Raw genomic sequence first — 22,990 nt, 5'->3', positions numbered from 1 at the left:
CCGTCTCGTTGATCATGAAGCTATCGCACTCGTCAGAGACGTGGCGGCGCGACAACTTCATGATCAACAAGACGGACCGGGGTCAGGAGAGGGTGATCCAGGCGATCAAGGCAACCACGACGACGGCCGCGACTGCGACGCCGACGATCAGGGGCAGGTTCGAGGAGGACTTGACGGGAGGAGCGGGCGGTTCCGAGGCGGGATGCGCGAAGGCACGGAAGGCCTCGGTGTTGCCGCTGGGATCCTGGTACGTGTCAGGCATGCCGATGACCATAGCGAACCGCCCCCATCAGCCCCTCCGCGCGCCGGTGACGGGACGTAACGACACGGGGTGCACCACCGAGGTGGCTGGTCAACATCGGCCGGCTGGCCGCCGTACCGCAACCGGACGGTTGTCCGCGTACGGCGGAGCGCGCGCTTACGGTCAGAGGGGTGCACGGAAACGACCGTGGATGGTCCGTCGATCCGTCGACGTCGAACCCGGGCACCGGTTGCGGGCGGGCGGTCACCGCCTCGGGGCGCGCCCGACCAACGGGCGGTGCCTCGCCAGTGCCGGAGAGGACGTACGCGGTCGGCGTGCGTACGCTCGCTCGCGGCCCCGGTGCCGCCCGCCCCGACACCCGCCCTCAGATCGACACCCGCCCTCGCATCGACACACGTCCTCGCATCGACACACGTCGCCCGAACGGCCGTCATCGCCGACATCCCGGTCCCGACACGCGTTCGTCCGGACACCCGACCTACCGACACGCGTCCGTCCCGACACGCGTCGCCGCGACACCCGTCGTCGCGGGACGCGAGCCTGCGGCGACCACGGCCGGGGATCGTACGCAGACACCTCGGGCCCGCGCGGTGGCGCGGACCCGAGGCGGAGGGTGGCGGGTGAAGTCGAGCGGGGGGTTACGGCACCACCGGCTTCCGGTTGTCCACCCAGACGTTGGTTGACTTCTCCCAACTGATGCCGCTCTGGCTGGGTCGGGCCACGACGCCGAACCGGAAGTCGCGACCGAAGACGTTCTGACGGAACCTGATGTTGGAACCGTTGAGGTCCTCCCGGATACCGATGGAGTAGTTGCCGCCGTTGCAGTAGTTGTTCTCGAAGGTCAGGTTCGAGACCACGGGACCCGTCGTGGAGCCGATCATGATGCAGGCGTTGAACGGGTCCCGGGTGACCGGGTTGTACGTCTCCAGCGAGTTGCCGCGTACGACGATGTTCGAGGCGCCGGTGGTCTGGAGCGCGTCGTTGTGCGACCCGCTGGCCCGGGTGAGGTGGTGGATCCAGGAGTTCTCGATCACCGTGTTGCTGCCCAGGCGCGGCCCGTCGATCGTGTTGGTGATCTCCACCCGGCGCAGGGTGTAGTCGCCACAGCAGACGGCGGCCGAGTTCTTGCCCTGTCCGTTGATCTCCACGTCCTCGACGACCAGGTTCACCGCCCCGTTCGTCCTGATCGAGTAGAGCCCGCCGCAGCTGATCCGGGACTTCCGCAGGATCACGTTCTTTGCGGTCACGAGCACGCATCCCTTGATGTCGAGCCCGCTGAACACCTGGCCGTCCTTTGACGCGGTGATCGAGCCGGAGGACTTGAGCGCCACACCCGACGGCACACCGGTGTTGCCCGGTCCCGGGAACGATTCGGGAATCCCTCCGATCGCCTCCGCCGGTGGCGCGCTGGCGCTCGGAGCGGCCGTACGGGTGGCGCTGGGTCGGGCGGAGGGGGTCGCGGAGGACTCGGCCGGCGGCCGTTCGGGCGCCGGGCCAATCTCCGCTCCGGCGGTCACCTCCTTACCGTTCCAGGTCGAGTCGACAATCGTCGCCGGTGCCGAGTCGGAATACATGAAACCGTTCCGGCAGCCGAAAATCTGCACTCGCCGGGCGGTGTAGTTGCCGAAAACCACTCCATTGGTGCGGGTCGAACCACAATGAATCTTGGTATCTTCGATCACGGTGCCGGAAAAACCGCTGAAGATGCGCAGGGCGTGCGACGCCCCGCCGTACCTGATCGTCGAATTTTTGATCGTGACGTTGTTCGCCCGTACGTGGACGTAGCCGTCGACCTCCGCGCCGTCGAGCACGGTGCCGTCCTTGTAGATCGCCATCGAGCCGTCCCGGCTGCCCGCCACGGCCACCCCGATGCCGGCCACGGCGACGGCGAACGTCACCAGAATTACCAATAATGAGCGTGGGCGACGGCTAAATAACTTATGCCCGCCTCGGGTGGATCGTGGTGCTTGTTCAATATCCTTGTGCGCCGCCGAGAACCTCAAGATCTGACCCCTTCGACCTACACATAGTCCGCAATCAGCAGAGAAGAACGGGCTGACTGTACCGCGCACCCAACATGCCGAGGGAATATCACAAAGAGATCGAAAACCGAACCTTTAGTTTTCTTGAAGAGACTCTTACCCCGGTCTTATCTGCGCTTTTCAGGTGGCTTATGCCGCTCGTTTGCCCGGCCGCAGCAGGGGGGAAAGGTCCGGATTTTCAAATCGCGTGATCGCGCGTGTTCAGCCCGCTACCGGTCGCCGACCGCCAGCCAACCCGTCCCTACCGAAGAGTAGGGACGGCACGGAGCCCGCGAGCAGGAATGACGGAGACAGACCCGGCGCAGAAAACAGTGAGGCGGAGGGCCGGGACGGCGGGAGACAAGAGTCGTACGCCCGGCCCTCGGCCCGTCTCAGCGGGTGTGGTCGAGCACCACCTTGCCGAACACGTCCCCGGTGTGCAGACGGTCGAACGCCTCGGCGACCTGGCTGAACCCGTACACCGAGTCGACCACGGGGCGCACCCCCCGGTCGACGCAGAGCGCGAGCAGCTCGGCCAGCTCGGCCGGGGTGCCCATCGAGGTGCCCAGGATCTCCAACTGGAGGGCGAACACCCGGCGCAGATTCACCTTCGGCTCGTGCCCGGCCGTGGCGCCGGATACGACGATGCGCCCACCGGGGCGGGCCGACTTCATCGAATGGTCGAACGTGGCCGCGCCCACCGTCTCGATCACCACGTCGACCCGTTCCGGCAACCGGGCCCCGGGCGCCACCGCGGTCGCACCGAGCGCCGTGATCCGGTCACGCTTGCCGGCGTCGCGGCTGGTCGCGTACACCCGCTTGCCCAGTGCGACCGCGAGCACGACGGCCGCGGTCGCCACGCCGCCCCCGGCGCCCTGCACCAGGACCGCTTCGCCCTCGTGGATTCTGCCCCGGCTGGTCAGCATCCGGTACGCGGTCAGCCAGGCCGTCGGCAGGCAGGCCGCGTCGGTCAGGGCCAGCCCTGCCGGTACGGGCACCAGGTTCGCCCTCGGCACCGCCACCCGCTCGGCGAGGGTGCCCGGGAGCCGCTCGGACAGGATCGACATGCCACGCGGATCGGACGGGTCCGTGACCACCGGGTAGACGACCACCTCGTTGCCGTCCGGGTCGACCCCGACGGCGTCACAGCCCAGGATCATCGGCAACTGTTCCGTGGTCAGCCCGACCCCGCTCAGCGACCACAGGTCATGCCGGTTGAGGGAACTGGCCCGTACGTCGACCGTCACCCAGTCGTCGTCCGGGTGGGTCGGTTCCGGCTGCTCCCCGACGGTGAGTGCGGCGAGCGGGTTGTCGGCGTCGATGGCCGAGGCGAAGGCGGCACGCATGATCCGCACGCTAACAGCGCGGAGCCACGACCGAAACGCTCGCCACCACCGCAACTCCCGCCACCACCACACCCCGCCACCACCGCACCCGCCGCCGCCACCGCAACGCCCGCCGCCGGGCGTTAGGAAGGGCCCCTTCCTATACAAAAAACGATAGGAAGGGGCCCTTCCTTACACCTCAGGCGCGGGCGACGCCGTCGCGGCGGGCGGCGTCGAGGACCGCCTCGGCGACCGCCGGGGCGACCCGGGGGTCGAGCGGCGACGGGACGATCGCGTCGGCGGTCAGGTTCTCGGCGACCACGGCGGCGATCGCGTCGGCGGCGGCCACCTTCATGTTGTCGGTGATCCGGGTGGCCCGGGCGTCGAGCGCGCCCCGGAAGACGCCCGGGAACGCGAGCACGTTGTTGATCTGGTTGGGGAAGTCGCTGCGTCCGGTGGCGACCACCGCGACGTGCCGACCCGCGACCTCCGGGTGCACCTCGGGCGTGGGGTTGGCCAGCGCGAAGACGATGCCGCCCGAGGCCATGCCGGCGACCGCCTCCTCGGGGATCTGCCCACCGGAGACCCCGATCAGTACGTCGGCGTCGCGCAGCGCGGCGGTGATGTCGCCCTGTCGGCCGGCGGCGTTGGTGAACTCGGCCAACTCGGCCTTGACCGAGGTGAGTCCGTCCCGGTCGGCGTGCAGGATGCCGCGCGAGTCGCAGACCACGATGTCGCCGGGGTTGACCCCGCCGGCGGCGAGCATCCGGGTCACCGCGACCCCGGCCGCGCCCGCGCCGCTGACCACCACGCGCAGGTCACCGAGCTTGCGATTGAGCAGCGTGGCGGCGTTGCGCAGGGCGGCGAGCACCACGATCGCGGTGCCGTGCTGGTCGTCGTGGAAGACCGGGATCGACAACGCCTCGTCCAGCCGCCGCTCGATCTCGAAGCAGCGGGGGGCGCTGATGTCCTCCAGGTTGATCCCGCCGAACGACGGCGCGAGCGCCGTCACCACCGAGACGATCTCGTCGGTGTCCTGCGTGTCCAGGCAGACCGGCACCGCGTCGACGCCGCCGAACTGCTTGAACAGGACCGCCTTGCCCTCCATCACCGGCATCGCCGCGCGGGGGCCGATGTTGCCCAGGCCGAGTACGGCCGAACCGTCGGTCACCACCGCGACGGTGTGCGAGACCCAGGTGTACTCGTCGACCAGCCCGGGGTCGGCCGCGATCGCCTCGCAGACCCGGGCGACCCCGGGGGTGTAAGCCAGGGAGAGGTCCTCCCGGCTGGTCAACGGCACCGTCGAGGCGACCGCCAACTTGCCGCCGCGGTGCAGGTCGAAGACCGGATCAGAGTGATCCACAGAAGACGATGACATGAGGAGACTCCAGAATTTGTCGAGCGGTTGGGACCAACCGGCTCGACGCGAGGTCGGCGAATGACCGGTGGCGCGGTGCGGGGGGATCACCCAGGCACGGCCAATGAGCATACTGTCGTCTGTTTACCGTACCTGTGAGGAGGGTCATACCGGGTGGTAACCGAACCTTCGCGGACGCGGCCAGTAACGGAGCACCACCCGGCCGAACACGTCGGCCACCCCGTACGCTCTGGAGTCGTCGGCGATCAACTCGTTGTCACCGACCAGCCACCAACCGCCGTCCCGCTCGCGTACCGCCCGCTTGACCACGAGCAGTTCAGGACGGGTGCGGAAGGCCCCGACCACCAGGTCACCGGGGCGGATCGCGCGGCCACCGCGCCGGACCAGCAACGCGTCGCCGTGACGCAGCGTCGGCACCATGGACGGGCCACGAACGAGTACGGCGTACAGCGGGCGATCCGGTACGACCGGCTGGTTGACGCGCCGGGCGGGCGGATCCGCTGCCTCTCCCATCCGCACCGGGTTTCACCTCCACGCCCCTGGGGACGTAAGTCAGGAGTAATGTCGTCTCGGATCATCGCAAACATCCCACGGAGGGCCTTGATGCGACTTCCACGCATCCTCACACCACGTTTCGTCGTGCACGCCCACTGCGACCTGCCTTGCGGGGTCTACGACCCGGCCCAGGCCCGGATCGAGGCCGAGTCGGTCAAGGCGATCTGCGAGAAGTACCAGGCGAACACGGACCCGGAGTTCCGGACCCGCGCCCTGATCATCAAGGAACAGCGGGCCGAACTGGTCAAGCACCACCTGTGGGTGCTGTGGACCGACTACTTCAAGCCCCCGCACTTCGAGAAGTACCCGAACCTGCACTCGCTCTTCAACGAGGCCACCAAGCTGGCCGGCGGCGGTGGCGGCGCCAAGGCGTCCACCGACCCGGCCAAGGCGGACGAGCTGCTACAGAAGATCGACGAGATCTCGAAGATCTTCTGGGAGACCAAGCAGGCGTGAGTTCCACTCTCTCCACCGGTCGGCCACACGCCGACCGGGGGGACGAGAGTCCCCGACCCACGATTCGGCCGGCGCGTCCCTCGGACGTGCCGGCCGTCGTCGCGATGGTGTACGAGCTGGCCGAGTACGAGCGAGCGGCCGACGAGTGCCACCTCACCGAGGAACAGTTGCGCGAGGCGCTCTTCGCCGAGCGCCCGGCGCTGTTCGGACACGTCGCGGTCGGCCCGGACGGCGAGACGATCGGTTTCGCGCTCTGGTTCCTCAACTTCTCCACCTGGCGCGGCGTGCACGGGATCTACCTGGAGGACCTGTACGTACGCCCGACCGCCCGGGGCACCGGGGCCGGTCGGCTGCTGCTGGCCGCCCTGGCCGCCGTCTGTGTCGAGCGTGGTTACCAGCGGCTGGACTGGTGGGTGCTCAACTGGAACCCGGCCCGCGAGTTCTACCACTCGATCGGCGCCACGCCGATGGACGAGTGGGTGCCGTACCGGCTCAGCGGCGACGGGCTGACCGCCCTCGCCCGACACGCCTCCTGACACCTCCCCACGCGACAACCGGCGGGGCCGGCTCCGGTGCAAAACACCGGGCCGGCCCCGCGTACGTCCGTGCCGGTGTCCGCCCCGGAGCAGGCCCTGAGCTTCTCGTGTCGGGTGTCGTCGGCCGCCGTCAGCCCCGGTCACCGACTGTCGACGACGGGTTCACCCGGGGCTGTGGGCCGATGTCCAATTGGTGCCATGTCGCCTCTGCGGCACCCCCGACAAGGGATCACCGAAATAAATGCGTCACAGACTCCGAGCTGTCGCCATTCGATGGCGTCCCGCTGAACCTGAGGAGTCCGTACCATGTCCACTCCCCTGCGTCGTACGGCCGCCGGATTGGCGGCGGTACTCGCGATCACCGCCGCCGGCACGCCACCGGCATCGGCCGCGCCGTCGACGGGCACGCCGTCGGGCGCACCGCTCGCCGCACCCGCCGACGCCACCTCCAGGATCACCCTGATCACCGGTGACGTGGTCGAGGTCGCCCCGGCCGGGTCCGGCCGCTTCACCGCCTCGGTACGCCCGGCCGCCGGCCGGGAACGGATCACCTTCCACACCGTCGAGGTCGACGGCGGGTTACGGGTGCTGCCGAGCGACGTGGTGCCGTACGTCTCGGCCGGCACGGTCGACGCGGACCTCTTCGACGTCCAGGAGCTGATCGCCGACGGGTACGGGGACGCCTCCTCGACCAACCTGCCGCTCATCGTGCGCTACCGGGACCCCTCGGCGGGCGCCCGGGTCGCCATCGCCGGTACGACCGGCACCCGGTCGTTGCCGAGCATCGGCGGGGCGGCGCTGACCGCCGGCAAGTCCTCCCTCGCCGGTTTCTGGCGTGCCGCCGCACCCGCCGACACCGCCACCACCGCGCGATCGGGCGGTGCCGGCGCGCCGGCGCTCGCCGGTGGGATCAGCCAGATCTGGTTGGACGGCCGGATCCGCCCGGTACTCGACCGGAGCACCGCCCAGATCGGCGCGCCCGCCGCCTGGCGGGCCGGCTACGACGGCGCCGGGGTCAAGGTCGCCGTGCTCGACACCGGTATCGACCGGACCCACCCCGACGTCGCGGGCAAGGTGACGCTGGCGCAGAACTTCACCGACAGCCCGGACGTGACCGACCACTTCGGCCACGGCACCCACGTGGCGGCGACCGTGGCCGGCACCGGTGCCGGCTCCGGCGGTTCCCGCAAGGGCGTTGCCCCCGGGGCGGACCTGCTGGTCGGCAAGGTGCTCGGGGACGACGGCAGCGGCTACGAGTCGTGGATCATCTCGGGCATGGAGTGGGCCGCCGCCCAGGGCGCGGCGGTGGTCAACATGAGCCTCGGCGGTGGCCCGACCGACGGCACCGACCCGATGAGCCAGGCGGTCGACCGGATCACCGCCGAGCAGGGCACCCTCTTCGTGGTCGCCGCCGGCAACGAGGGCGCGGACTACACCGTCGGTACGCCCGGCGCCGCCGCGTCCGCGCTGACCGTCGGCGCGGTCGACCGGGACGAGTCGCTGGCCGACTTCTCCAGCCGTGGCCCCCGCCCGGGTGACGAGGGACTCAAGCCGGAGATCACCGCTCCGGGCGTGGACATCGTCGCCGCCCGTGCGGCCGGCACCACCATGGGTACGCCGGTCGACGACCTCTACACGGCGGCGTCCGGCACCTCGATGGCCACCCCACACGTGGCCGGCGCCGCTGCGCTCCTGGCCCAGCAGCACCCCGACTGGTCGCCGGCACGACTGAAGAACGCCCTGGTCAGCACCGCCCGTACGAACAAGGAGCTGTCGGTGTTCGGCGAGGGTGCCGGTCGGGTGGACCTGGCCCGCGCGGTGGGCCAGCGGGTCTTCGCGACCGGGGTGGCCGACTTCGGGCTGAACTCCGGCACCGGCGCCGGCTCGCCCACGGTGAGCCGGACGGTGACGTACACCAACGACGGGGCGGCGCCGGTGACGCTGGCGCTCGCCGTGGACGTGTCGAACCTCGGCACGGGCGCCCGGGAGACCCGCGCGATCAAGGTCGGCGGCGGCACCGTGACCGTGCCCGCGGGTGGGTCGGTGGACGTACCGGTCACCGTCGACCTGGCCACGCTCGGCTCCGGCCAGTACGGCGGCTGGATCACCGCGACCGGCCCGGACGGTCTGCTCGTCACCACCGCGGTGGCGGTCACCTCCGAAGGCCCGCAGCGCAAGGTGACGGTGCACGCGGTGGGCCGGGACGGCCAGCCGGTGGCGGTGCCGTTTGTCCTGCTCCAGGGGGACAACCGCCGCTCGGACCGGCTCGGCTTCATGTTCGAGGGCACCTCCTGGACCACCACGGTCGAGGAGGGCACGTACCTGCTGGACGGTCTGATCTCCGACGGCGGCCCGCTGGACGAGCAGGCCACCGTGATCACGAACCCGGAGCTGCGGGTGGACCGGGACATCGAGCTGGTGCTCGACGCCCGCAAGGGCACACCGATCCGGATCGAGACGCCGAAGCCCAGCGAACAGCAGGCGGTGCTGAGCTACTACGTGCACCGGGTGACCGGCACCGGCCGGCAGATGGACGTCGGCACCATGCACTTCAGCACGGTCAAGCAGGTCAACGTCGTGCCGACGAAGAAGGTGTCGACCGGCGCGTACGAGTTCTCGTCCCGCTGGCAGCTCGTCGCGCCGATGGTCCAGGCGAAGGTCGACGGGGTGACCGGCCCGCTCGACATCAACCTGACCGGATTCTCCCCGGCGTACGACGGTCTGCGGCGCTTCCCGCTGGTCTACGCCGGACGGGGCACGCCCGCCGAACTGAAGGCGGCAAAAGTCAAGGGAGCCGCCGTGCTGATCCGCTCGTCCAACGAACCGGGCGAGGAGGACGCGCCGAGCGAGCGCGAGGTGACCGCCGCCGCGGCGGCGGCCGGAGCCGCGGTGGCCCTGATGGTACGACCGGAGGACTGGTCCGCGTGGACGGTGTGGCGACCGATCGGCGATCGGGAGGCGATCCCGATGCTCGCCGTGGCGGCCGACGCTGGAGCGAAGCTGATCGCCCGCGCCACCCGGGGCCGGGCCACCATCGACCTGACCCTCACCACCTCCAGCCCCTACCTGTACGACGTACAGCACGTCGAGACCGGTCGGATCCCGGACCGGATCGTCTACCGGGTCACCCCGGAGAACTCGGTACGGATCACCTCCAACTACGCCGACAACGGCGGAATCCCGTGGCAGAAGGAGCAGCGGTTCGGATGGCGCCCCTGGCAGACGTATTCCTGGAACGACGCGTACCGCTTCGTCGAGACCCCGAAGGTGCGCGAGGAGTGGGTGACCAGCGGAGACTCACTGTGGCAGCATCGGGTGACGCACGACTGGCCGTGGAACGACTTCGGCGCGCTCGCGAACGGCATGGTCGAACCGCCGACCAGCTACCGTGCCGGTAGGCGCGACGAGAACTGGCTCGCGGCGGTGGTCCGCCCGGCGTCGCCCAGGGGCGTGCCGGAACTGGTCTCCAGCCGGACCGGGAACACGCTCGCGCTGCGGGTGCCCGAGTTCGTCGACTCCGACAACCACTACACGATCGGCGAGGCCACCCGGGTCGACGCGAAGCTGTGGCGGGACGGCAAGCTCCTGGCCGAGTTGCCCAACGCCCGCCAGGACGTGACCACCACCGGCGCCGAGGCGCGCTACCGGTTGGCGCTGAGCACCGAACGGACCGATCCGGAGTGGAGCTTCGGCACCCGTACGGAAACGGTCTGGGACTTCCGCTCCGGGGCGCGGTCGGGCGACCGGGCCACGCCGCTGCCGCTGTTGCAGGTCGACTACGCGGCTCCGGTGGACCCGGACGGTCGGGCCGGCGACCGGTCGCACACGCTCGGGTTGAGCGTGCGTCAGCAGGACGGCCTGGCCGCACCCCGGGGTGTCGAGCTGCGCGCCGAGGTCTCCTTCGACGAGGGCGCGAGCTGGCGGAAGGTCAAGGTCTCCGGGGACGGCCCGAGCTTCCGGGCCAGCATCCCGGCCGGCAGGGGCACGGTCTCGCTGCGGGTCCAGGCCACCGACCGGTCCGGCAACACGGTCACCCAGACCGTGATCCGGGCGTACGGCCTGCGGTGAGTGCCGCCGCCGGGCGGGACGGCCGGTCCCGTTGTCCCGCCCGGCGGCCCACCCGTAACGCTCAGAGCCACCCGCGACGCGCGGCCTGGAAAGCCAGCCCGGTACGGGTGTCCACCCCGGCGAGGACCATCAGCCGCTCCAGCCGACGCTGCACCGTACGCCGGCTGACGCCGAGCTGGGACGCGATCGACTTGTCCGGGAAGCCGGCCACGAAGAGCGAGAGCAGGAACCTCTCGCTCTCGGCCAGCGCGTCGTCGGTGCTCGGGGCGAGGCTGAGGCTCGGGGCGACGGTGAGGATCGGGGTGGCCCGCTCCCAGTGGCTCTCGAAGAGCGCGAGCAGCGCGTCGAGCAGTTCACTGCGTCGGATCAGCGCCGCCGTCGGCTCCCCGATGCCCTGGTGGTCGTCGGGGACCAGCGGGCAGATCGCGGTGGACCGGTCGGCGATGGCGAGCCGGACCGGCAGCGCCGGCAACGTACGGGCCTCCTCGCCGCCGCGTACGCTCTCCGCGACGCTGTCCAGCTCGCCGGGCATCTCCAGCAGCCCCCGCTCGTAGATCGCCCGGTACCGCACGCCCCGGGTCAGCGCGCCCGACTCCTCCGCGTTCTCCGGCCCGGACATGGCCAGCGGATTGGCCCGACAGAACCAGAGGATCTCCTCACGGGCCGAGTTCTGTAGGTCCCGCAACCGTTCCCGTAGCGCCGCCGCGCCCACCACCACCTCGACCAGATGGTCGGCGTGGTGCCGCCGGGCACTGGCCCGGTACTCCTCGGTCAGCGCCGCCACCGACTGCCGCGCGGCCTCCAGCGACTCCTGCCGACGTAGCAGCGTGTTGCCCAGCGCGACGTCCGGCGGCAGCGGCTCGAAGACGGGATCCTCGCCGGGCCGGGCCACCACCAGTCCCTTGCCGCGCAACGTCTCCAGCAGCTCGGTGGCCTCGGTCACCGGCAGCGCGGCAAGACCCGCGAGGTCGGCCGGGCGGGCGGCGGCGAGCCGTAGCAGCAGCCGGTACGCACGCTCCTCCGCCGGCTCCAGCAGCCGGGTTTCGTGGTGCATGCCCGCCTCCCCTCCCCGGGTCCTGGCGAACCCTACGAACGGATCTTCCGCCCGTCGCGGCACCCGCTGCCCTGCGGCGTCGGCGGGGTCCGGACGGCGGTTTCCTCATGGCCGTGGCCCGCTCGGTCAGCGGGCCGGGCGACCATGATCCGCTTGGACGGTCGAGTCGGGTCGCGCGTTCCGCGATCGGGAGGATGCGGGAGGAAAATTTCGAGGGGTAGCCGCGTCAGCCGGCTGTTCGCTGGTACTCGGCCAGGATGTCGTCCAGCACCCGCTTCTCGATCGCCTGCCGCCCGGGTGGAGCCCCGGTGAGACCGGCGAACACGATCAGGGCCTTCCACAGTGTCCAGGCACGTCCCCTGGCCCAGGTCTCGTCGTCGACGTCGAGGGCCTTCCGGAACGCCTGCCGGCTGGTCCCGGAGAGCAGCGTCCAGGCGACCGACAGGTCGCAGGCCGGGTCGCCGACGCCGGAACAGCCAAAGTCGATCACGGCCACCAGCCGGCCGTCGCGGACCAGCAGATTCCCGGAGGCGACGTCACCGTGGAACCAGACCGGCGTACGTCGCCAACCCGTACGGAGCGCCGTCTCCCACACCTCCAGCGCTGTCTCGCCCGGGATCCGATCCCCCAGCACCTCGATCGCCCGCCGGGTCTCGGCGTCGTACGTCTCCAGCGGCCCGCCCCGGAAGGCGCTGTGCTGCCCGGCGGCCGGGCCGTCGGTGGCGTCGATCCGTTGCAGGGCGGAGAGGAAGCCGGCGAGTGTGGTCGCGAACCCGGTGAGGTCACGGATTCGGTGCCGCTCGGCCTGCTCGCCCTCGATCCACCCGTAGACGGACCAGTTCAGCGGGTACCCCTCACCCGGCACGCCCATCGCCAGCGGTGCCGGGACGGGCAGTGGCAGGTACGGCGCCAGCTCCGGCAGCCAGCGGTGTTCCTTGGCGACCTGTGGCGCGTACCCCTCGCCGCTCGGCAGCCGTACGGTCATCCGGTCGCCGAGGTGGAAGGTCCGGTTGTCCCACCCGCCGAACTCCACCGGCCGGACCGGGAGGTCGGCCCAGCGCGGAAACTGCGTCCGGACCAGCCGCCGCACCAACTCCACGTCGATCGTCGGAAACACCCTCGCCGCCCGCTCCGGAACGTCACCCCGCCCACCCAGATCCACTCACCCACCCTGGTCACACCTCCACCCCGTCGCAACCCGATTTGCCCACCCCCACCCCCGCCCCTCCGCCGCCCGGCCCGTCTGGCGCCCGGCCCGTCTGGCACCCGGCCCGTCCAGCGACGGGGTACGGACAGGGTGGGAGCCGGACGGGGGCAGGGCGTGGGCGGGGTCGGAGCGGGGGTGGGTGGCCGGGCGAGGCGGGCCGGTGCGAGCCGGGCGGGGGTTGGGGCGAGGCGTCACCCCGCCCGGTACGGTGAGAGTGCTCACCGGCGCCGGGGTGGGTCCCGTTGGGGGGACCGGCGCCGTCGGAGCGCAGGAAGCCGAGGGAGATGGCACCGGTGACTGGACCTACCACCCGGCCGACGGTCGACGACGACATCGTGATGCTCACGGTGCCCGCCGACGGTGGGTATCTGGGCGTGCTGCGTACCGCGACCGCCGGTCTCGCCGCCCGGCTCCACTTCGCGCTGGACGAGATCGAGGATCTTCGGATCGCGGTCGACGAGGCGTGCGCCATGCTGCTCGCGATCGCCAGTCGGGACGCCGAGCTCGAGTGCCGGTTCTCGGTCACCGACGACGCACTCACCGTCGAGGTGACCGTGCCGACGACCTCGGGCGCGCGGCTGCCGGCGGAGTCGTCGTTCGCCTGGAAGGTGCTCACCGCACTCACCACCTCGGCCAACGCCACCGCCGACGGTCAGCGGGCCACGATCACCCTGCTCACCCGCCGCGCCGCCGAGTTCTGAGCCGCTGGACCGGAGCGGGGCGGACCCGAGCGGGCCGGACCGGAGCGGGGCAGCAGCTCAGCCGACGCCGAGAGCGCGGGTGGTGGGAGCGCAGACCATCAGTCCGATGACCAACACGCCGAGCGCCATCAGGGGAATCCCGAGCCAGGCCAGGCCACCCTGGATCATGTAGTAGCCGACCGGCAGCAGCATGAGCTGGAGCACGATCGCGGGCGCTCGGGCACCGGCCCTGCGCCGCCCCAGGGCGCCGCCGAGCAACCAGAGCGCGACCGCCCCACCGACCGTGAAGGCGGTCACGAACAACGCGTTCACGAGGTCACTCGCGGTGGCGGTCAGATCGGCGTAGATCAGGTAGGCGGCCAGCAGCGCCAGCGCGATCGCCTCGCCACGCAGCAGCCACACGGCCCCGCGCAGGGTTCCGGGCACCAGGGCAGAATCGCTGGTCACGGGTGAGTCGGTGGTCACGCGCGAAACGATACCCGCGCTTTCTCGCGGTACAGTGCCGCCCATGCGGGCCCTTTTGGTGGTCAACCCGAAGGCCACCGCCACCAGCCAGCGCAGCCGGGACGTGCTCGTCCGGGCGCTGCGCAGCGAGGTCGACCTCACCGTGGAGTACACCCGGCGGCGCGACCACGCGGTGACCCTCGCCAGGCAGGCCGTCCGGGAGGGCATGGACCTGGTGGTCACGCTCGGTGGCGACGGCACGGTCAACGAGGTTGTCAACGGTCTGATGACGGCGCAGCCGTCGACCTTCGACCCGAACCGGCCGTCGACCGTCGAACCGACCGGGCCGTCGGCCGAGCGACTGCCGGCGCTGGCCGTGGTGCCGGGTGGCTCGACCAACGTCTTCGCCCGCGCGCTCGGACTGCCCCGGGAGTGGCCGGAGGCGACCAGCGTGATCCTCGACGGGGTGCGGCTGGGGCGGTTCCGTTCGGTCGGACTCGGTCGGGCGGACGACCGCTATTTCACCTTCTGCGCCGGCTTCGGGCTGGATGCCGCCGTCATCCACCGGGTGGAGCAGGCCCGACGGCGGGGGCGGGTCTCCACCCCCTCGCTCTACCTACGCGCGATGCTCACCCAGTACGTCTTCGGCTCGGAGCGCCGGCACCCGGACATCGCACTCGAGCTGCCGGACGGGATCGTGGCGAGCGAACTGGCGACGGTCGCCATCCAGAACACCGCCCCGTGGACCTACATCGGCGACCGGGAGGTCAACCCGAATCCCGAGGCGTCCTTCGATCTCGGGCTGGACGTGATGGCCATTCGCCGGCTGCGCGTGCCGAGCACCACACGTACAGTGACGCAGCTGCTGTCGCGCAACACACAGCCGCACGGCCGCCAAATTCTTCGGATGCACGATCTTGAGGAGTTTACGCTGGTAGCGGGCCGTCCGCAGGCGTTTCAGCTCGACGGAGACTATCTCGGCGAGCGAGAAAAAATCCGATTCGCCTCCGTAAGCGCCGCACTAAGAGTAATCTGCTAGCGCTGGGGTACAGCCTCCTCCATGGCCCCCTGAAGAACCAGCCGGACGAGGAACAGGTGCCGGAAATGCCAGCAATGTCGCGTGGACCGTACTATATTGATCCTTGGCTGTGGTACGCCGGGTCTCGGCAAGCGCCGGAATTCGGACAAAAGGGTTGTGGGCTTGCTCACCCGTCCAGAGTTTTTCTGAGCGGTCCCCTTGACATCGTGGGAGTTCGTGAAAGTATTCACAAGCGAACTTGAGTTACCGGGACGTTGCATCGAACCGCTCACTAAGTGAGTTGTTCACACAACGCTCCAAGCGCACAACAGCCTGCGCACGTGCTTGTCGAACCGATGGGTGTACACCGTCGAAGTCGGCGCCACGGATGCATATAGGAAAAGATCCACGCAATCCACTGCCACCCATCCAGATTGAGGAGTGTTGCCGCCATGGACTGGCGTCACCATGCTGCCTGCCGCGACGAAGACCCGGAGCTGTTCTTCCCGATCGGGACGTCTGGCCCGGCTCTCCTGCAGGTCGAGCAGGCCAAGGCCGTCTGCCGGCGCTGCTCCGTGACCGACGATTGCCTGCAGTGGGCACTCGAATCCGGTCAGGACGCGGGCGTCTGGGGCGGAATGAGCGAAGAAGAGCGGCGCGCTGTCAAGCGTCGCGGCGGACTGCGGGTCCTGCGCGCTCACACCGCCTGACCAACCACAAACGCTGAACGCGCCGGGGGAGTTACTCCCCCGGCGCGTTCTGTTATCTCCGATCAAGTCCGAGCCCGTTTTGTTGACCATGGAGTAGCCGCGATATCGGGGTCCGAATTTCGCGCTGACTCTATGATCCACGGCAACTCCGGAGTGCGACAGCGCCAATTCGATCTATACCCGAGCCGGGATCGGAGCGTCCGCGCGACGCAACACAAGACGCGCCAGTTCGGGTGCGTCGGTCAACGGCTCCGCGACGGTCGCCGCTCCGGCGGCGCGGGCCGAGGCGACCGAGGCCCCGTAGAGCCGCCCCGGGGCGAGGAAGTAGGCCGCGACGGCGATCCGCCGGGCACCGGCCGCCCGGAGCCGTTCCACCACCGCACCGGCGGTGGGCGGCGCGGCCGAGGCGTACGCCGCCACGCAGGGCACTCCGAGCAACTCCCGCAACGCCCCGGCGACCCCCTCGACGCCACGGCGCGCGTCCGCGTCCCGGGTCCCGGCCGCCGCCAGCACCACCGCGTCCACCCGCACCGCAGCGTGCCGATCGAACCCGCCAACCGCCCCGGACCCGGCGAACGCGCAGGGCCCGGCCAACCCGTCCGACCCGGCGAACACGTCCGACCCGGCGAACGCGCCCGATTCGGTCAGGCGGCGGCAGAGCGCGGTCAGCAGCAGTTCGTCCGGTGGGTCCGACACCGTTGCCGGGCCGAGCACGTCGGTGACGCGTACGGGCATCTGAAGGCCCTCGGCGCGGGCGGTGGCGATGGCGCCGGGGATGTCGACCCGGCCGTGGTACGCGGCGGTGAGCAACAGCGGCACCACCGTGGCGTACGGGTGCCCGGCCGCCGCCAGATCGTGCAGAACCTGGCCCGGCCGGGGTCCGGCGTGGTCGAGGTAGCTCGCCCGCACCGGCAGACCCGGGCGGGCCAGCTCGACCGCCCGGACCAGCGCCCTGGTCTCCGCCGCCGCGCGCGGGTCCCGGCTGCCGTGGGCGACCAGCACCACCGGACCCGGTCCGGCGTTCATACGTGCAGGCCGCACTCGGTCTTGTCGAACATCGCCCAGCGGCCGGCCCGCGGGTCCTCGCCGGCCTTGGTCCGCCGGGTGCAGGGCCAGCAGCCGACCGAGGTGTAGCCGGACCGGAACAGCTCGTTGACCGGCACGTTCCAGCGGGAGACGTACGCGTCCACGTCCGCCTGGCTCCACGCCGCGATCGGGTTCACCTTGACCTTGCCGCGCCGCGCGTCGAAGGTCACCACCGGCGTGTTCGCCCGGGTCGGTGACTCGTCCCGGCGCAGCCCGGCGGCCCAGGCGTCGTAGTCGCCGAGGGCCCGTTCCAGCGGCTCGACCTTGCGCAGCGCGCAGCACTCGTCCGGCGCCCGGTTGAACAGCCGGGGGCCGTACTCGCCGTCCTGCTGGCCGACGGTCATCCTCGGCCGGATCGACCGTACGGTGACCGGGAGCGTACGGGCGACCGTGTCCCGGACCCGCAGCGTCTCCGGGAAGTGCAGCCCGGTGTCGAGGAACACCACGTCGACGCCGGGCGCCACCCGGGAGACCAGGTGGGCGAGGACCGCGTCCGCCATCGAGCTGGTGACGCAGAACCGGTCGCCGAAGGTCTGCACCGCCCAGCGGGCGATCGCGTCCGCCGGCGCGCCCTCCAGTTCCCGTCCGGCCTCCTCGGCCAGCGCCTTCAGCTCGGCCGCCGGCCGACGAGCCGGATCGCCCTGACCCGCCGGTTCGGCCGGCGCCGGTACGGCACCGAGGGCGACCAGGCCGAGTTTGGTTGCCGAGAGCATGGTCATCGCGCCACCGCCTGTCCCAGTAGTCCGCTGAACCTGACCGTGAAGACCCGGGCACAGGAGTGGCACTCCCAGGCGCCGTGCGACTCCTCGTTGGGCCGCAGGTCCTCCTCGCCGCAGTAGGGGCAGTACAGCGGTGCCGCGCGGGTCTCGCTCATCTCAGCTCCTCCTCGTCGGCCCGGAGCACCCACTGGGCGAACGCCTCGCCCTCCTGGCGCCCGGCCAGGTAACGGCGGGCCACTCGTTCGACGTACGCGGGAAGTTCCTCGGCCGTGGTCTTCAGGCCGCGCAGCTTGCGGCCGAACCCGGCGGTCTGCCCCTGGGCCATGCCGAGGCCGCCGCCGAGGTGCACCTGGAAGCCCTCGACCTGGCGGCCGTCCGGCCCGACCACGATCTGCCCCTTCAGCCCGATGTCGGCGGTCTGGGTCCGGGCGCAGGCGTTGGGACATCCGTTGATGTGGATGGACAGGTCGGCGTCGAAGTCGCGCAGCCGCTCCTCCAGCCGAGCCACCAGTTCCTCGCCCCGGGCCTTGGTCTCGACGATGGCGAGCTTGCAGAACTCGATCCCGGTGCAGGCCATCGTGCTGCGCCGCCAGACCGAGGGGCGGGCCTCCAAACCGATCCCACGCAGGGCGGTGACCAGCGATTCGGTCCGCTCCCCCGGGACGTCGAGGACGAGCAACTTCTGGTACGGGGTGAGCCGTACCCGGTCGCTGCCGTGCGCGGCGGCGACGTCGGCCAGGGCGGTGAGCTGGGTGCCGGAGACCCGCCCGACCACCGGGGCGGCACCGACGTAGAACCGCCCGTCGCGCTGCGGCTGTACGCCGATGTGGTCGATCGGCTTCTCCGGCAGCTCCGGCGCCGGGCCGTCGAGCAGCGTACGGCCGAGGTATTCCTTTTCCAGCACCTCGCGGAACTTCTCCACGCCCCAGTCGGCGACCAGGAACTTCAGCCGGGCGCGGTGGCGCAGCCGGCGGTAGCCGTAGTCCCGGAAGATCGAGACCACGCCCTCCCAGACGTCCGGCACCTCGCCGAGCGGCACCCAGACGCCGAGCCGCTGGGCCAGCATCGGGTTGGTGCTCAGCCCGCCACCGACCCAGAGGTCGAAGCCGGGTCCGTGCTCGGGGTGGTCGACGCCGAGGAACGCGATGTCGTTGACCTCGTACGGGGTGTCCACCAACCAGGAGATCGACGACTTGAACTTGCGCGGCAGGTTGGAGTAGGCCGGGTCACCGACGTAGCGGGCGACGATCTCGTCGATCGCCGGGGTCGGGTCGATCCGCTCGGCCTCGGCGACCCCGGCGACCGGGCTGCCGAGCACGATCCGGGGGCAGTCGCCGCACGCCTCGGTGGTCTGCAACCCGACCGCTTCGAGCCGGCGCCAGATCTCCGGTACGTCCTCGACCCGGATCCAGTGCAGTTGGATGTTCTGCCGGTCGGTGATGTCGGCGCTGTCCCGCGCGTAGGTGGTCGAGATCTCGGCGATGGTCCGCAGTTGCTCCAGGCTGAGCTGCCCGCCGTCGATCCGCACCCGGAGCATGAAGTGCTCGTCCTCGAGCTCGTGCGGTTCGAGCACGGCGGTCCGGCCGCCGTCGATCCCGGCCTTGCGCTGGGTGTAGAGCCCCCACCAGCGGAACCGGCCCCGCAGGTCGGCGGGGTCGATCGAGGCGAAGCCCCGGTGCGCGTAGATGTTCTCGATCCGGGCCCGTACGTTGAGCGGGTTGTCGTCCTTCTTCGACCGCTCGTTCGGGTTGAGCGGCTCGCGGTGGCCGAGCGCCCACTGCCCCTCACCGCGGGGACGGCGGGGTGCGCGCGCCGGCCGGGTCGCGGCGACGGCCACCGGGGCGGCGATTTCGGGTAGGGCCGAGGTGCTGCTGACCGCCATCGCGGCGTCCTCCGTTGTCTGCTGAGGCGAGTTGCTCGGACGTACGCGTCAGCGACGGCACCCCGGTCAGCGGGGCAGAGACAACGGTGTCAGCAGGGCCGGCGCGGAGCGCACCCGAGACAGAGATGGTCCAGGTGGCGTCAGTAAGCCGGACAGATCGCGCTGCGTACGCGGCCGTAGTCGACGTGACGGCGGCAGGTCAGCCCCAGCGTCACGACGCGGCCTTCGACGGCGGTCATAACCGTCATGCTGCCATACCACGCCGGCCCGGACCACCGGCTCGGAGCCCTCATCCCGGATCCCGGACCCCGATGTGGCCTGCTTCACGTTAATATGCCCAATATTCGGGCCAATTACGCAAATGGCATCTTTATCCACGTGAGCCCACGAGGCGGGAATAGTGGATGGTCAATACGGGACGGTGCCGCACCCGGCGCCGACCGGCGCCCGCGAGTCCGACCTGCCGCACTGGCTGGACCGGACCCGGTGGCTCTGGCCCGCCCTGCTGACCCTCGCGATCACCCTGGTCCAGATCGACCGGGCGCCACTGTGGCGCGACGAACTCGCCACCTGGAGTGCCGCCTCCCGCCCGACCGGTGACCTGCTCCGGCTGGCCGCCCACATCGACGGCGTGTCGGTCGCCTACTACCTGCTCATGCACGGCTGGATCGAACTGTTCGGCGACTCCGTACCGGCACTGCGGCTGCCCGCCGCACTGAGCCTGGCCGGCGCGGCGGCGCTGGTCGCCGTACTCGGGGGGCGGCTGTACGGGGGACGGCTGGGCCTGGTCGCCGGGCTGCTCTTCGCGGTGCTGCCGAGCACCTCCCGGTACGGCCAGGAGGCCCGGCCGTACGCGCTGGCCACCCTCTTCGCGGTGCTGGCCACCGTGGCGCTGGTCGACGCCCTGGCCCGGCCGGGCTGGTGGCGCTGGGCCGGCTACGCCGCCGCACTGGTCGGCCTGGGCCTGTCCCACCTGCTCGCGACGAGCCTGGTCCTCGGGCACGCGGTCGTGGTCGGACTGGCCTGGTGGCGGCACCGCGACCGCCGGTACGCGCGCTGGCTGCCGGCCCTGGTACCGGCGGTGCTGGTGCTGGCCCCGCTGGCCCGGCTCGGCCGGGACCAGCAGGCACGGCAACTCGGCTGGGTACGTCCGCCCACCCTGGCCGACCTGCCCGACCTCCCCGGCGACCTGCTCCAGAACGGGGCGGTCGGCGGACTGCTGGTCGGGCTGGCCGCCGTCGGGCTGGTGACCCTGGGACGCCGAGGCCCGGCCCTCGGCGCCTGCGTGCTGCTCCCGACCGCCCTGCTGTACGTCGGCGGCCTCTTCACCCCGCTCTGGGTGCCGCGCTACCTGCTCTTCACGGTGCCGTTCGGCTGCCTGCTCGCCGCCGGCCCGCTCGCGGCGCTCCGGCTGCGTTGGGCACTGCCGATCGTGGCGGTGGCCGGACTGCTCGGCGCACCGGCACAGGCGAGTCTCCGCCGTACCCACGAGACGCCCCGATCGGCGCCGATCGACTATCCGGCCGCCACCCGGATCATCGACGCCCACCAACGCCCGGGCGACGGCATCGTCTACTCGCCCCGGGACATGCGCGGGTTCCTCGACGTCGCCGTCGCCTACTACCTGAGCGACCGGCAACCACGGGACGTGCTGCTGGTCCGGGGGCCGGTGGCCGACGCCTCGCTGGCGGCCACCGAGTGCCCACGCCCGGCCGAGTGCCTCTCCGGCGTGAACCGCCTCTGGCTACTGACCCGTGGCAACCACCGCGCCGCTCCCCTCTCCGGCACCACCCCCGCCAAAGCCGCCGCCCTACGCCCGTTCCGGATCGAACAAACCTGGCCCCTCCCCGGCCTCACCCTCACCCTCCTCACCCGTTGATCCAGGGCACATCCACGCTAAATGATCTCCGATCACCGTGGATTTGCCCTAGATCGCCAAGGTGGGGGTGGGGGTGTGGAGCGCGCCCACGAATTCCGGTTCAACGTTTGCCTAGGGGGACTACCAGGACGGCTTCGGTGCCGCCTTCGGCGCGGTTGCGCAGCTCGATGGTGCCGGCGAGTTCACCGGTGGCGAGGGCGCGGACGATCTGCAACCCGAGCTTGCCGCTGCCGGCCGCGTCGAACTCCGCTGGCAGGCCCTGGCCGTTGTCGGCGACGGTGACGTGCAACTGCTTGCGGAACCGGTGCGCCGAGACCACCACCTCGGCCGAACTCTCCTCGGCCACCCGCTCACCGGCCTCCTCGCCGGGTGGCGGGAAGCCGTGCTCGACCGCGTTGAGCAGCAACTCGTTGAGCACCATCACCAGCGAGGTGGCGATCTCCGCCGGCAGTACGCCGAACGTGCCCTCGCGGCGCATCCGTACCGCCACCTCGGTCGCGGAGACCTCGGTCGCGGCGGAGGCCACCCGGTCGACGATCCCGTCGAACTCCACCGCCTCGTCACTGGACATGGAGAGGGTCTCGTGCACGAGCGCGATCGAGGCGACCCGACGTACCGACTCCTCCAACGCCGCCTTCGCGGCCGGGATGTCCACCCGGCGGGCCTGGAGGCGCAGCAGGGCGGCAACCGTCTGGAGGTTGTTCTTCACCCGGTGGTGGATCTCCCGGATGGTGGCGTCCTTGGTGATCAGCGCCCGGTCCCGGCGGCGTACCTCGGTCATGTCACGGACCAGGACCAACGCGCCGATCGGCACCCCGGCGGGCATCAGCGGCAGTGCCCGGGTGAGCACGGTCGCGCCGCGCGCCTCGATCTCCCGGCGGGCCGGCGCCTCGCCGCGCAGCGCCGCCAGCACCCGGTTGCCCGCCTCGGTGCCGTCCAGCGGGTCGGTCGCCAGCCGGGTGTTGAGCGCGGCCAGGTCCTCGCCGACCAGGTGCGAGGCGAACCCGAGCCGACGGTACGCGGACTGCGCGTTCGGGCTGGCGTAGGTGACCTTGCCGCTGGCGTCGAGCCGAACCAGCCCGTCACCGACCCGGGGTGCCGAGGTGGTCTCGCCCGGGTGCCGGGGCGGCGGGAAGGTCCCGTCGGAGAGCATCTGGGCCAGGTCGTCGGCGGTGGTCAGGTAGTTCAGCTCCAGTTGGCTCGGGGTACGCGCGGTGGAGAGGTTGGTGTCCCGCCCCACCACCGCGATCACCTCGCCCGACTCGCCGTCGGCGGCGCGCAACCGGACCGGGATCGCCTCGTGCCGGGCCGGGGTGTCGCCGTACCAGACCGGGTCACCCTCGCGCCAGATCCGGCCCTGGGTGTACGCGATCGTCAGGTGGGCCACCTCCGGCCCGCCGACGATCCGCCCGACCTGGTCGTCCTGGTACGCGGTCGGGGCGGTCGTCGGGCGTACCTGGGCCACGCAGAGGAACGTCTCGTTGTCTCCGTCGACCGGGACCCAGAGCAGCAGGTCGGCGAAGGAGAGGTCGGAGAGCAACTGCCAGTCTCCGGCGACCCGGTGCAGGTGGTCGATGTCGGGCGGACGGAGCCGGGTGTGCTCCTCGGCGAGGTCGCGCAGCGTGGACATCAGGCAAGCGTGCCACGTCCGCCCGTCCCGATCACCGGCACGGGGTCACGGCCGGCGAT

20 protein-coding genes are annotated in these 22,990 nt (G+C 71.0%); 7 read left to right on the top strand and 13 right to left on the bottom strand.

Features of this window, described 5'->3' with window-relative positions:
• Nucleotides 1-82: 82 nt before the first annotated feature.
• The 5 genes from ACI2K4_RS22725 to ACI2K4_RS22705 form a co-directional block, all read right to left on the bottom strand.
• The gene (locus ACI2K4_RS22725) at nt 83-262 is read right to left on the bottom strand and encodes a hypothetical protein (protein ID WP_404513943.1); all 180 of its coding nucleotides are present in this window, start codon (nt 260-262) and stop codon (nt 83-85) included.
• Nucleotides 263-900: 638 nt separating this feature from the next.
• A complete protein-coding gene (locus ACI2K4_RS22720; RefSeq protein WP_404513941.1) occupies nt 901-2,160 on the bottom strand; it encodes a hypothetical protein in 1,260 nt (419 codons plus the stop codon).
• A gap of 515 nt (nt 2,161-2,675) precedes the next feature.
• Nucleotides 2,676-3,638, bottom strand: coding sequence for a zinc-binding dehydrogenase (locus ACI2K4_RS22715; RefSeq protein WP_404513939.1), 963 nt, complete (start codon nt 3,636-3,638; stop codon nt 2,676-2,678).
• A gap of 169 nt (nt 3,639-3,807) precedes the next feature.
• The gene (locus tag ACI2K4_RS22710) at nt 3,808-4,986 is read right to left on the bottom strand and encodes an NADP-dependent malic enzyme (protein WP_404513937.1); all 1,179 of its coding nucleotides are present in this window, start codon (nt 4,984-4,986) and stop codon (nt 3,808-3,810) included.
• A gap of 144 nt (nt 4,987-5,130) precedes the next feature.
• Complete coding sequence (locus tag ACI2K4_RS22705) at nt 5,131-5,499, bottom strand: S24/S26 family peptidase (protein ID WP_404514075.1); 369 nt, start codon at nt 5,497-5,499, stop codon at nt 5,131-5,133.
• Nucleotides 5,500-5,589: 90 nt separating this feature from the next.
• Between ACI2K4_RS22705 and sodN the strand changes: the two genes are divergently transcribed.
• The 3 genes from sodN (at nt 5,590) to ACI2K4_RS22690 (ending at nt 10,601) form a co-directional block, all read left to right on the top strand.
• Complete coding sequence (gene sodN, locus ACI2K4_RS22700) at nt 5,590-5,997, top strand: superoxide dismutase, Ni (protein ID WP_404513935.1); 408 nt, start codon at nt 5,590-5,592, stop codon at nt 5,995-5,997.
• A 104-nt stretch (nt 5,998-6,101) separates the two neighbouring features.
• Nucleotides 6,102-6,533, top strand: a complete 432-nt coding sequence (locus ACI2K4_RS22695) for a GNAT family N-acetyltransferase (RefSeq protein ID WP_404514074.1) — start codon at nt 6,102-6,104, stop codon at nt 6,531-6,533.
• 306 nt (nt 6,534-6,839) lie between these two features.
• Nucleotides 6,840-10,601 (top strand): S8 family serine peptidase, encoded by a 3,762-nt coding sequence (locus tag ACI2K4_RS22690; protein WP_404513933.1) that lies wholly within the window; start codon nt 6,840-6,842, stop codon nt 10,599-10,601.
• A 61-nt stretch (nt 10,602-10,662) separates the two neighbouring features.
• On the opposite strand, the gene ACI2K4_RS22685 is transcribed toward ACI2K4_RS22690, so the two are convergent.
• Nucleotides 10,663-11,655 carry a TrmB family transcriptional regulator gene (locus ACI2K4_RS22685; RefSeq protein WP_404513931.1) on the bottom strand — a complete coding sequence of 331 codons (993 nt, stop codon included), beginning with the start codon at nt 11,653-11,655 and terminating at the stop codon, nt 10,663-10,665.
• Between the two features lie 226 nt (nt 11,656-11,881).
• Nucleotides 11,882-12,817, bottom strand: a complete 936-nt coding sequence (locus tag ACI2K4_RS22680) for an aminoglycoside phosphotransferase family protein (protein ID WP_404513929.1) — start codon at nt 12,815-12,817, stop codon at nt 11,882-11,884.
• Between the two features lie 329 nt (nt 12,818-13,146).
• Here ACI2K4_RS22680 and ACI2K4_RS22675 point away from each other — a divergent pair, with 329 nt between their 5' ends.
• Nucleotides 13,147-13,563: an ATP-binding protein gene (locus ACI2K4_RS22675; protein WP_404513927.1), complete on the top strand. Its 417-nt coding sequence runs from the start codon at nt 13,147-13,149 to the stop codon at nt 13,561-13,563.
• 57 nt (nt 13,564-13,620) lie between these two features.
• On the opposite strand, the gene ACI2K4_RS22670 is transcribed toward ACI2K4_RS22675, so the two are convergent.
• A complete protein-coding gene (locus tag ACI2K4_RS22670; RefSeq protein WP_404514073.1) occupies nt 13,621-14,010 on the bottom strand; it encodes a hypothetical protein in 390 nt (129 codons plus the stop codon).
• A 61-nt stretch (nt 14,011-14,071) separates the two neighbouring features.
• On the opposite strand from ACI2K4_RS22670, the gene ACI2K4_RS22665 reads away from it, so the two are divergent.
• Complete coding sequence (locus tag ACI2K4_RS22665; RefSeq protein WP_404513925.1) at nt 14,072-15,046, top strand: diacylglycerol/lipid kinase family protein; 975 nt, start codon at nt 14,072-14,074, stop codon at nt 15,044-15,046.
• Between the two features lie 431 nt (nt 15,047-15,477).
• Nucleotides 15,478-15,735 carry a WhiB family transcriptional regulator gene (locus tag ACI2K4_RS22660; RefSeq protein ID WP_121156870.1) on the top strand — a complete coding sequence of 86 codons (258 nt, stop codon included), beginning with the start codon at nt 15,478-15,480 and terminating at the stop codon, nt 15,733-15,735.
• A gap of 174 nt (nt 15,736-15,909) precedes the next feature.
• On the opposite strand, the gene ACI2K4_RS22655 is transcribed toward ACI2K4_RS22660, so the two are convergent.
• From ACI2K4_RS22655 to ACI2K4_RS22640, 4 genes are read right to left on the bottom strand one after another with little or no spacing between them, the layout of a single operon-like run.
• Nucleotides 15,910-16,776 (bottom strand): sirohydrochlorin chelatase, encoded by an 867-nt coding sequence (locus ACI2K4_RS22655; protein WP_404513923.1) that lies wholly within the window; start codon nt 16,774-16,776, stop codon nt 15,910-15,912.
• The gene (locus tag ACI2K4_RS22650; RefSeq protein WP_404513921.1) at nt 16,758-17,540 is read right to left on the bottom strand and encodes a phosphoadenylyl-sulfate reductase; all 783 of its coding nucleotides are present in this window, start codon (nt 17,538-17,540) and stop codon (nt 16,758-16,760) included. Before ACI2K4_RS22650 ends, ACI2K4_RS22655 begins: the two co-directional genes overlap by 19 nt.
• Nucleotides 17,537-17,695: a hypothetical protein gene (locus tag ACI2K4_RS22645; RefSeq protein ID WP_404513919.1), complete on the bottom strand. Its 159-nt coding sequence runs from the start codon at nt 17,693-17,695 to the stop codon at nt 17,537-17,539. Before ACI2K4_RS22645 ends, ACI2K4_RS22650 begins: the two co-directional genes overlap by 4 nt.
• On the bottom strand, nt 17,692-19,422 hold the full coding sequence (locus ACI2K4_RS22640; RefSeq protein ID WP_404513917.1) for a nitrite/sulfite reductase: 1,731 nt from the start codon (nt 19,420-19,422) through the stop codon (nt 17,692-17,694). The genes ACI2K4_RS22645 and ACI2K4_RS22640 overlap by 4 nt, the downstream gene beginning before the upstream one ends.
• A 460-nt stretch (nt 19,423-19,882) precedes the next feature.
• On the opposite strand from ACI2K4_RS22640, the gene ACI2K4_RS22635 reads away from it, so the two are divergent.
• The gene (locus ACI2K4_RS22635) at nt 19,883-21,301 is read left to right on the top strand and encodes a glycosyltransferase family 39 protein (protein ID WP_404514072.1); all 1,419 of its coding nucleotides are present in this window, start codon (nt 19,883-19,885) and stop codon (nt 21,299-21,301) included.
• Between the two features lie 100 nt (nt 21,302-21,401).
• Here the strand turns inward: ACI2K4_RS22635 and ACI2K4_RS22630 are convergent, their stop codons facing one another.
• Nucleotides 21,402-22,931 carry a sensor histidine kinase gene (locus ACI2K4_RS22630; RefSeq protein ID WP_404513915.1) on the bottom strand — a complete coding sequence of 510 codons (1,530 nt, stop codon included), beginning with the start codon at nt 22,929-22,931 and terminating at the stop codon, nt 21,402-21,404.
• Nucleotides 22,932-22,990 lie beyond the last annotated feature (59 nt).

This window comes from Micromonospora sp. NPDC050397, from assembly GCF_044901685.1.
Taxonomy (GTDB): Bacteria; Actinomycetota; Actinomycetes; order Mycobacteriales; family Micromonosporaceae; genus Micromonospora_G.
Note: the sequence above shows the minus strand (reverse complement) of the source record. Positions and strands in the feature narration are given on the sequence as shown.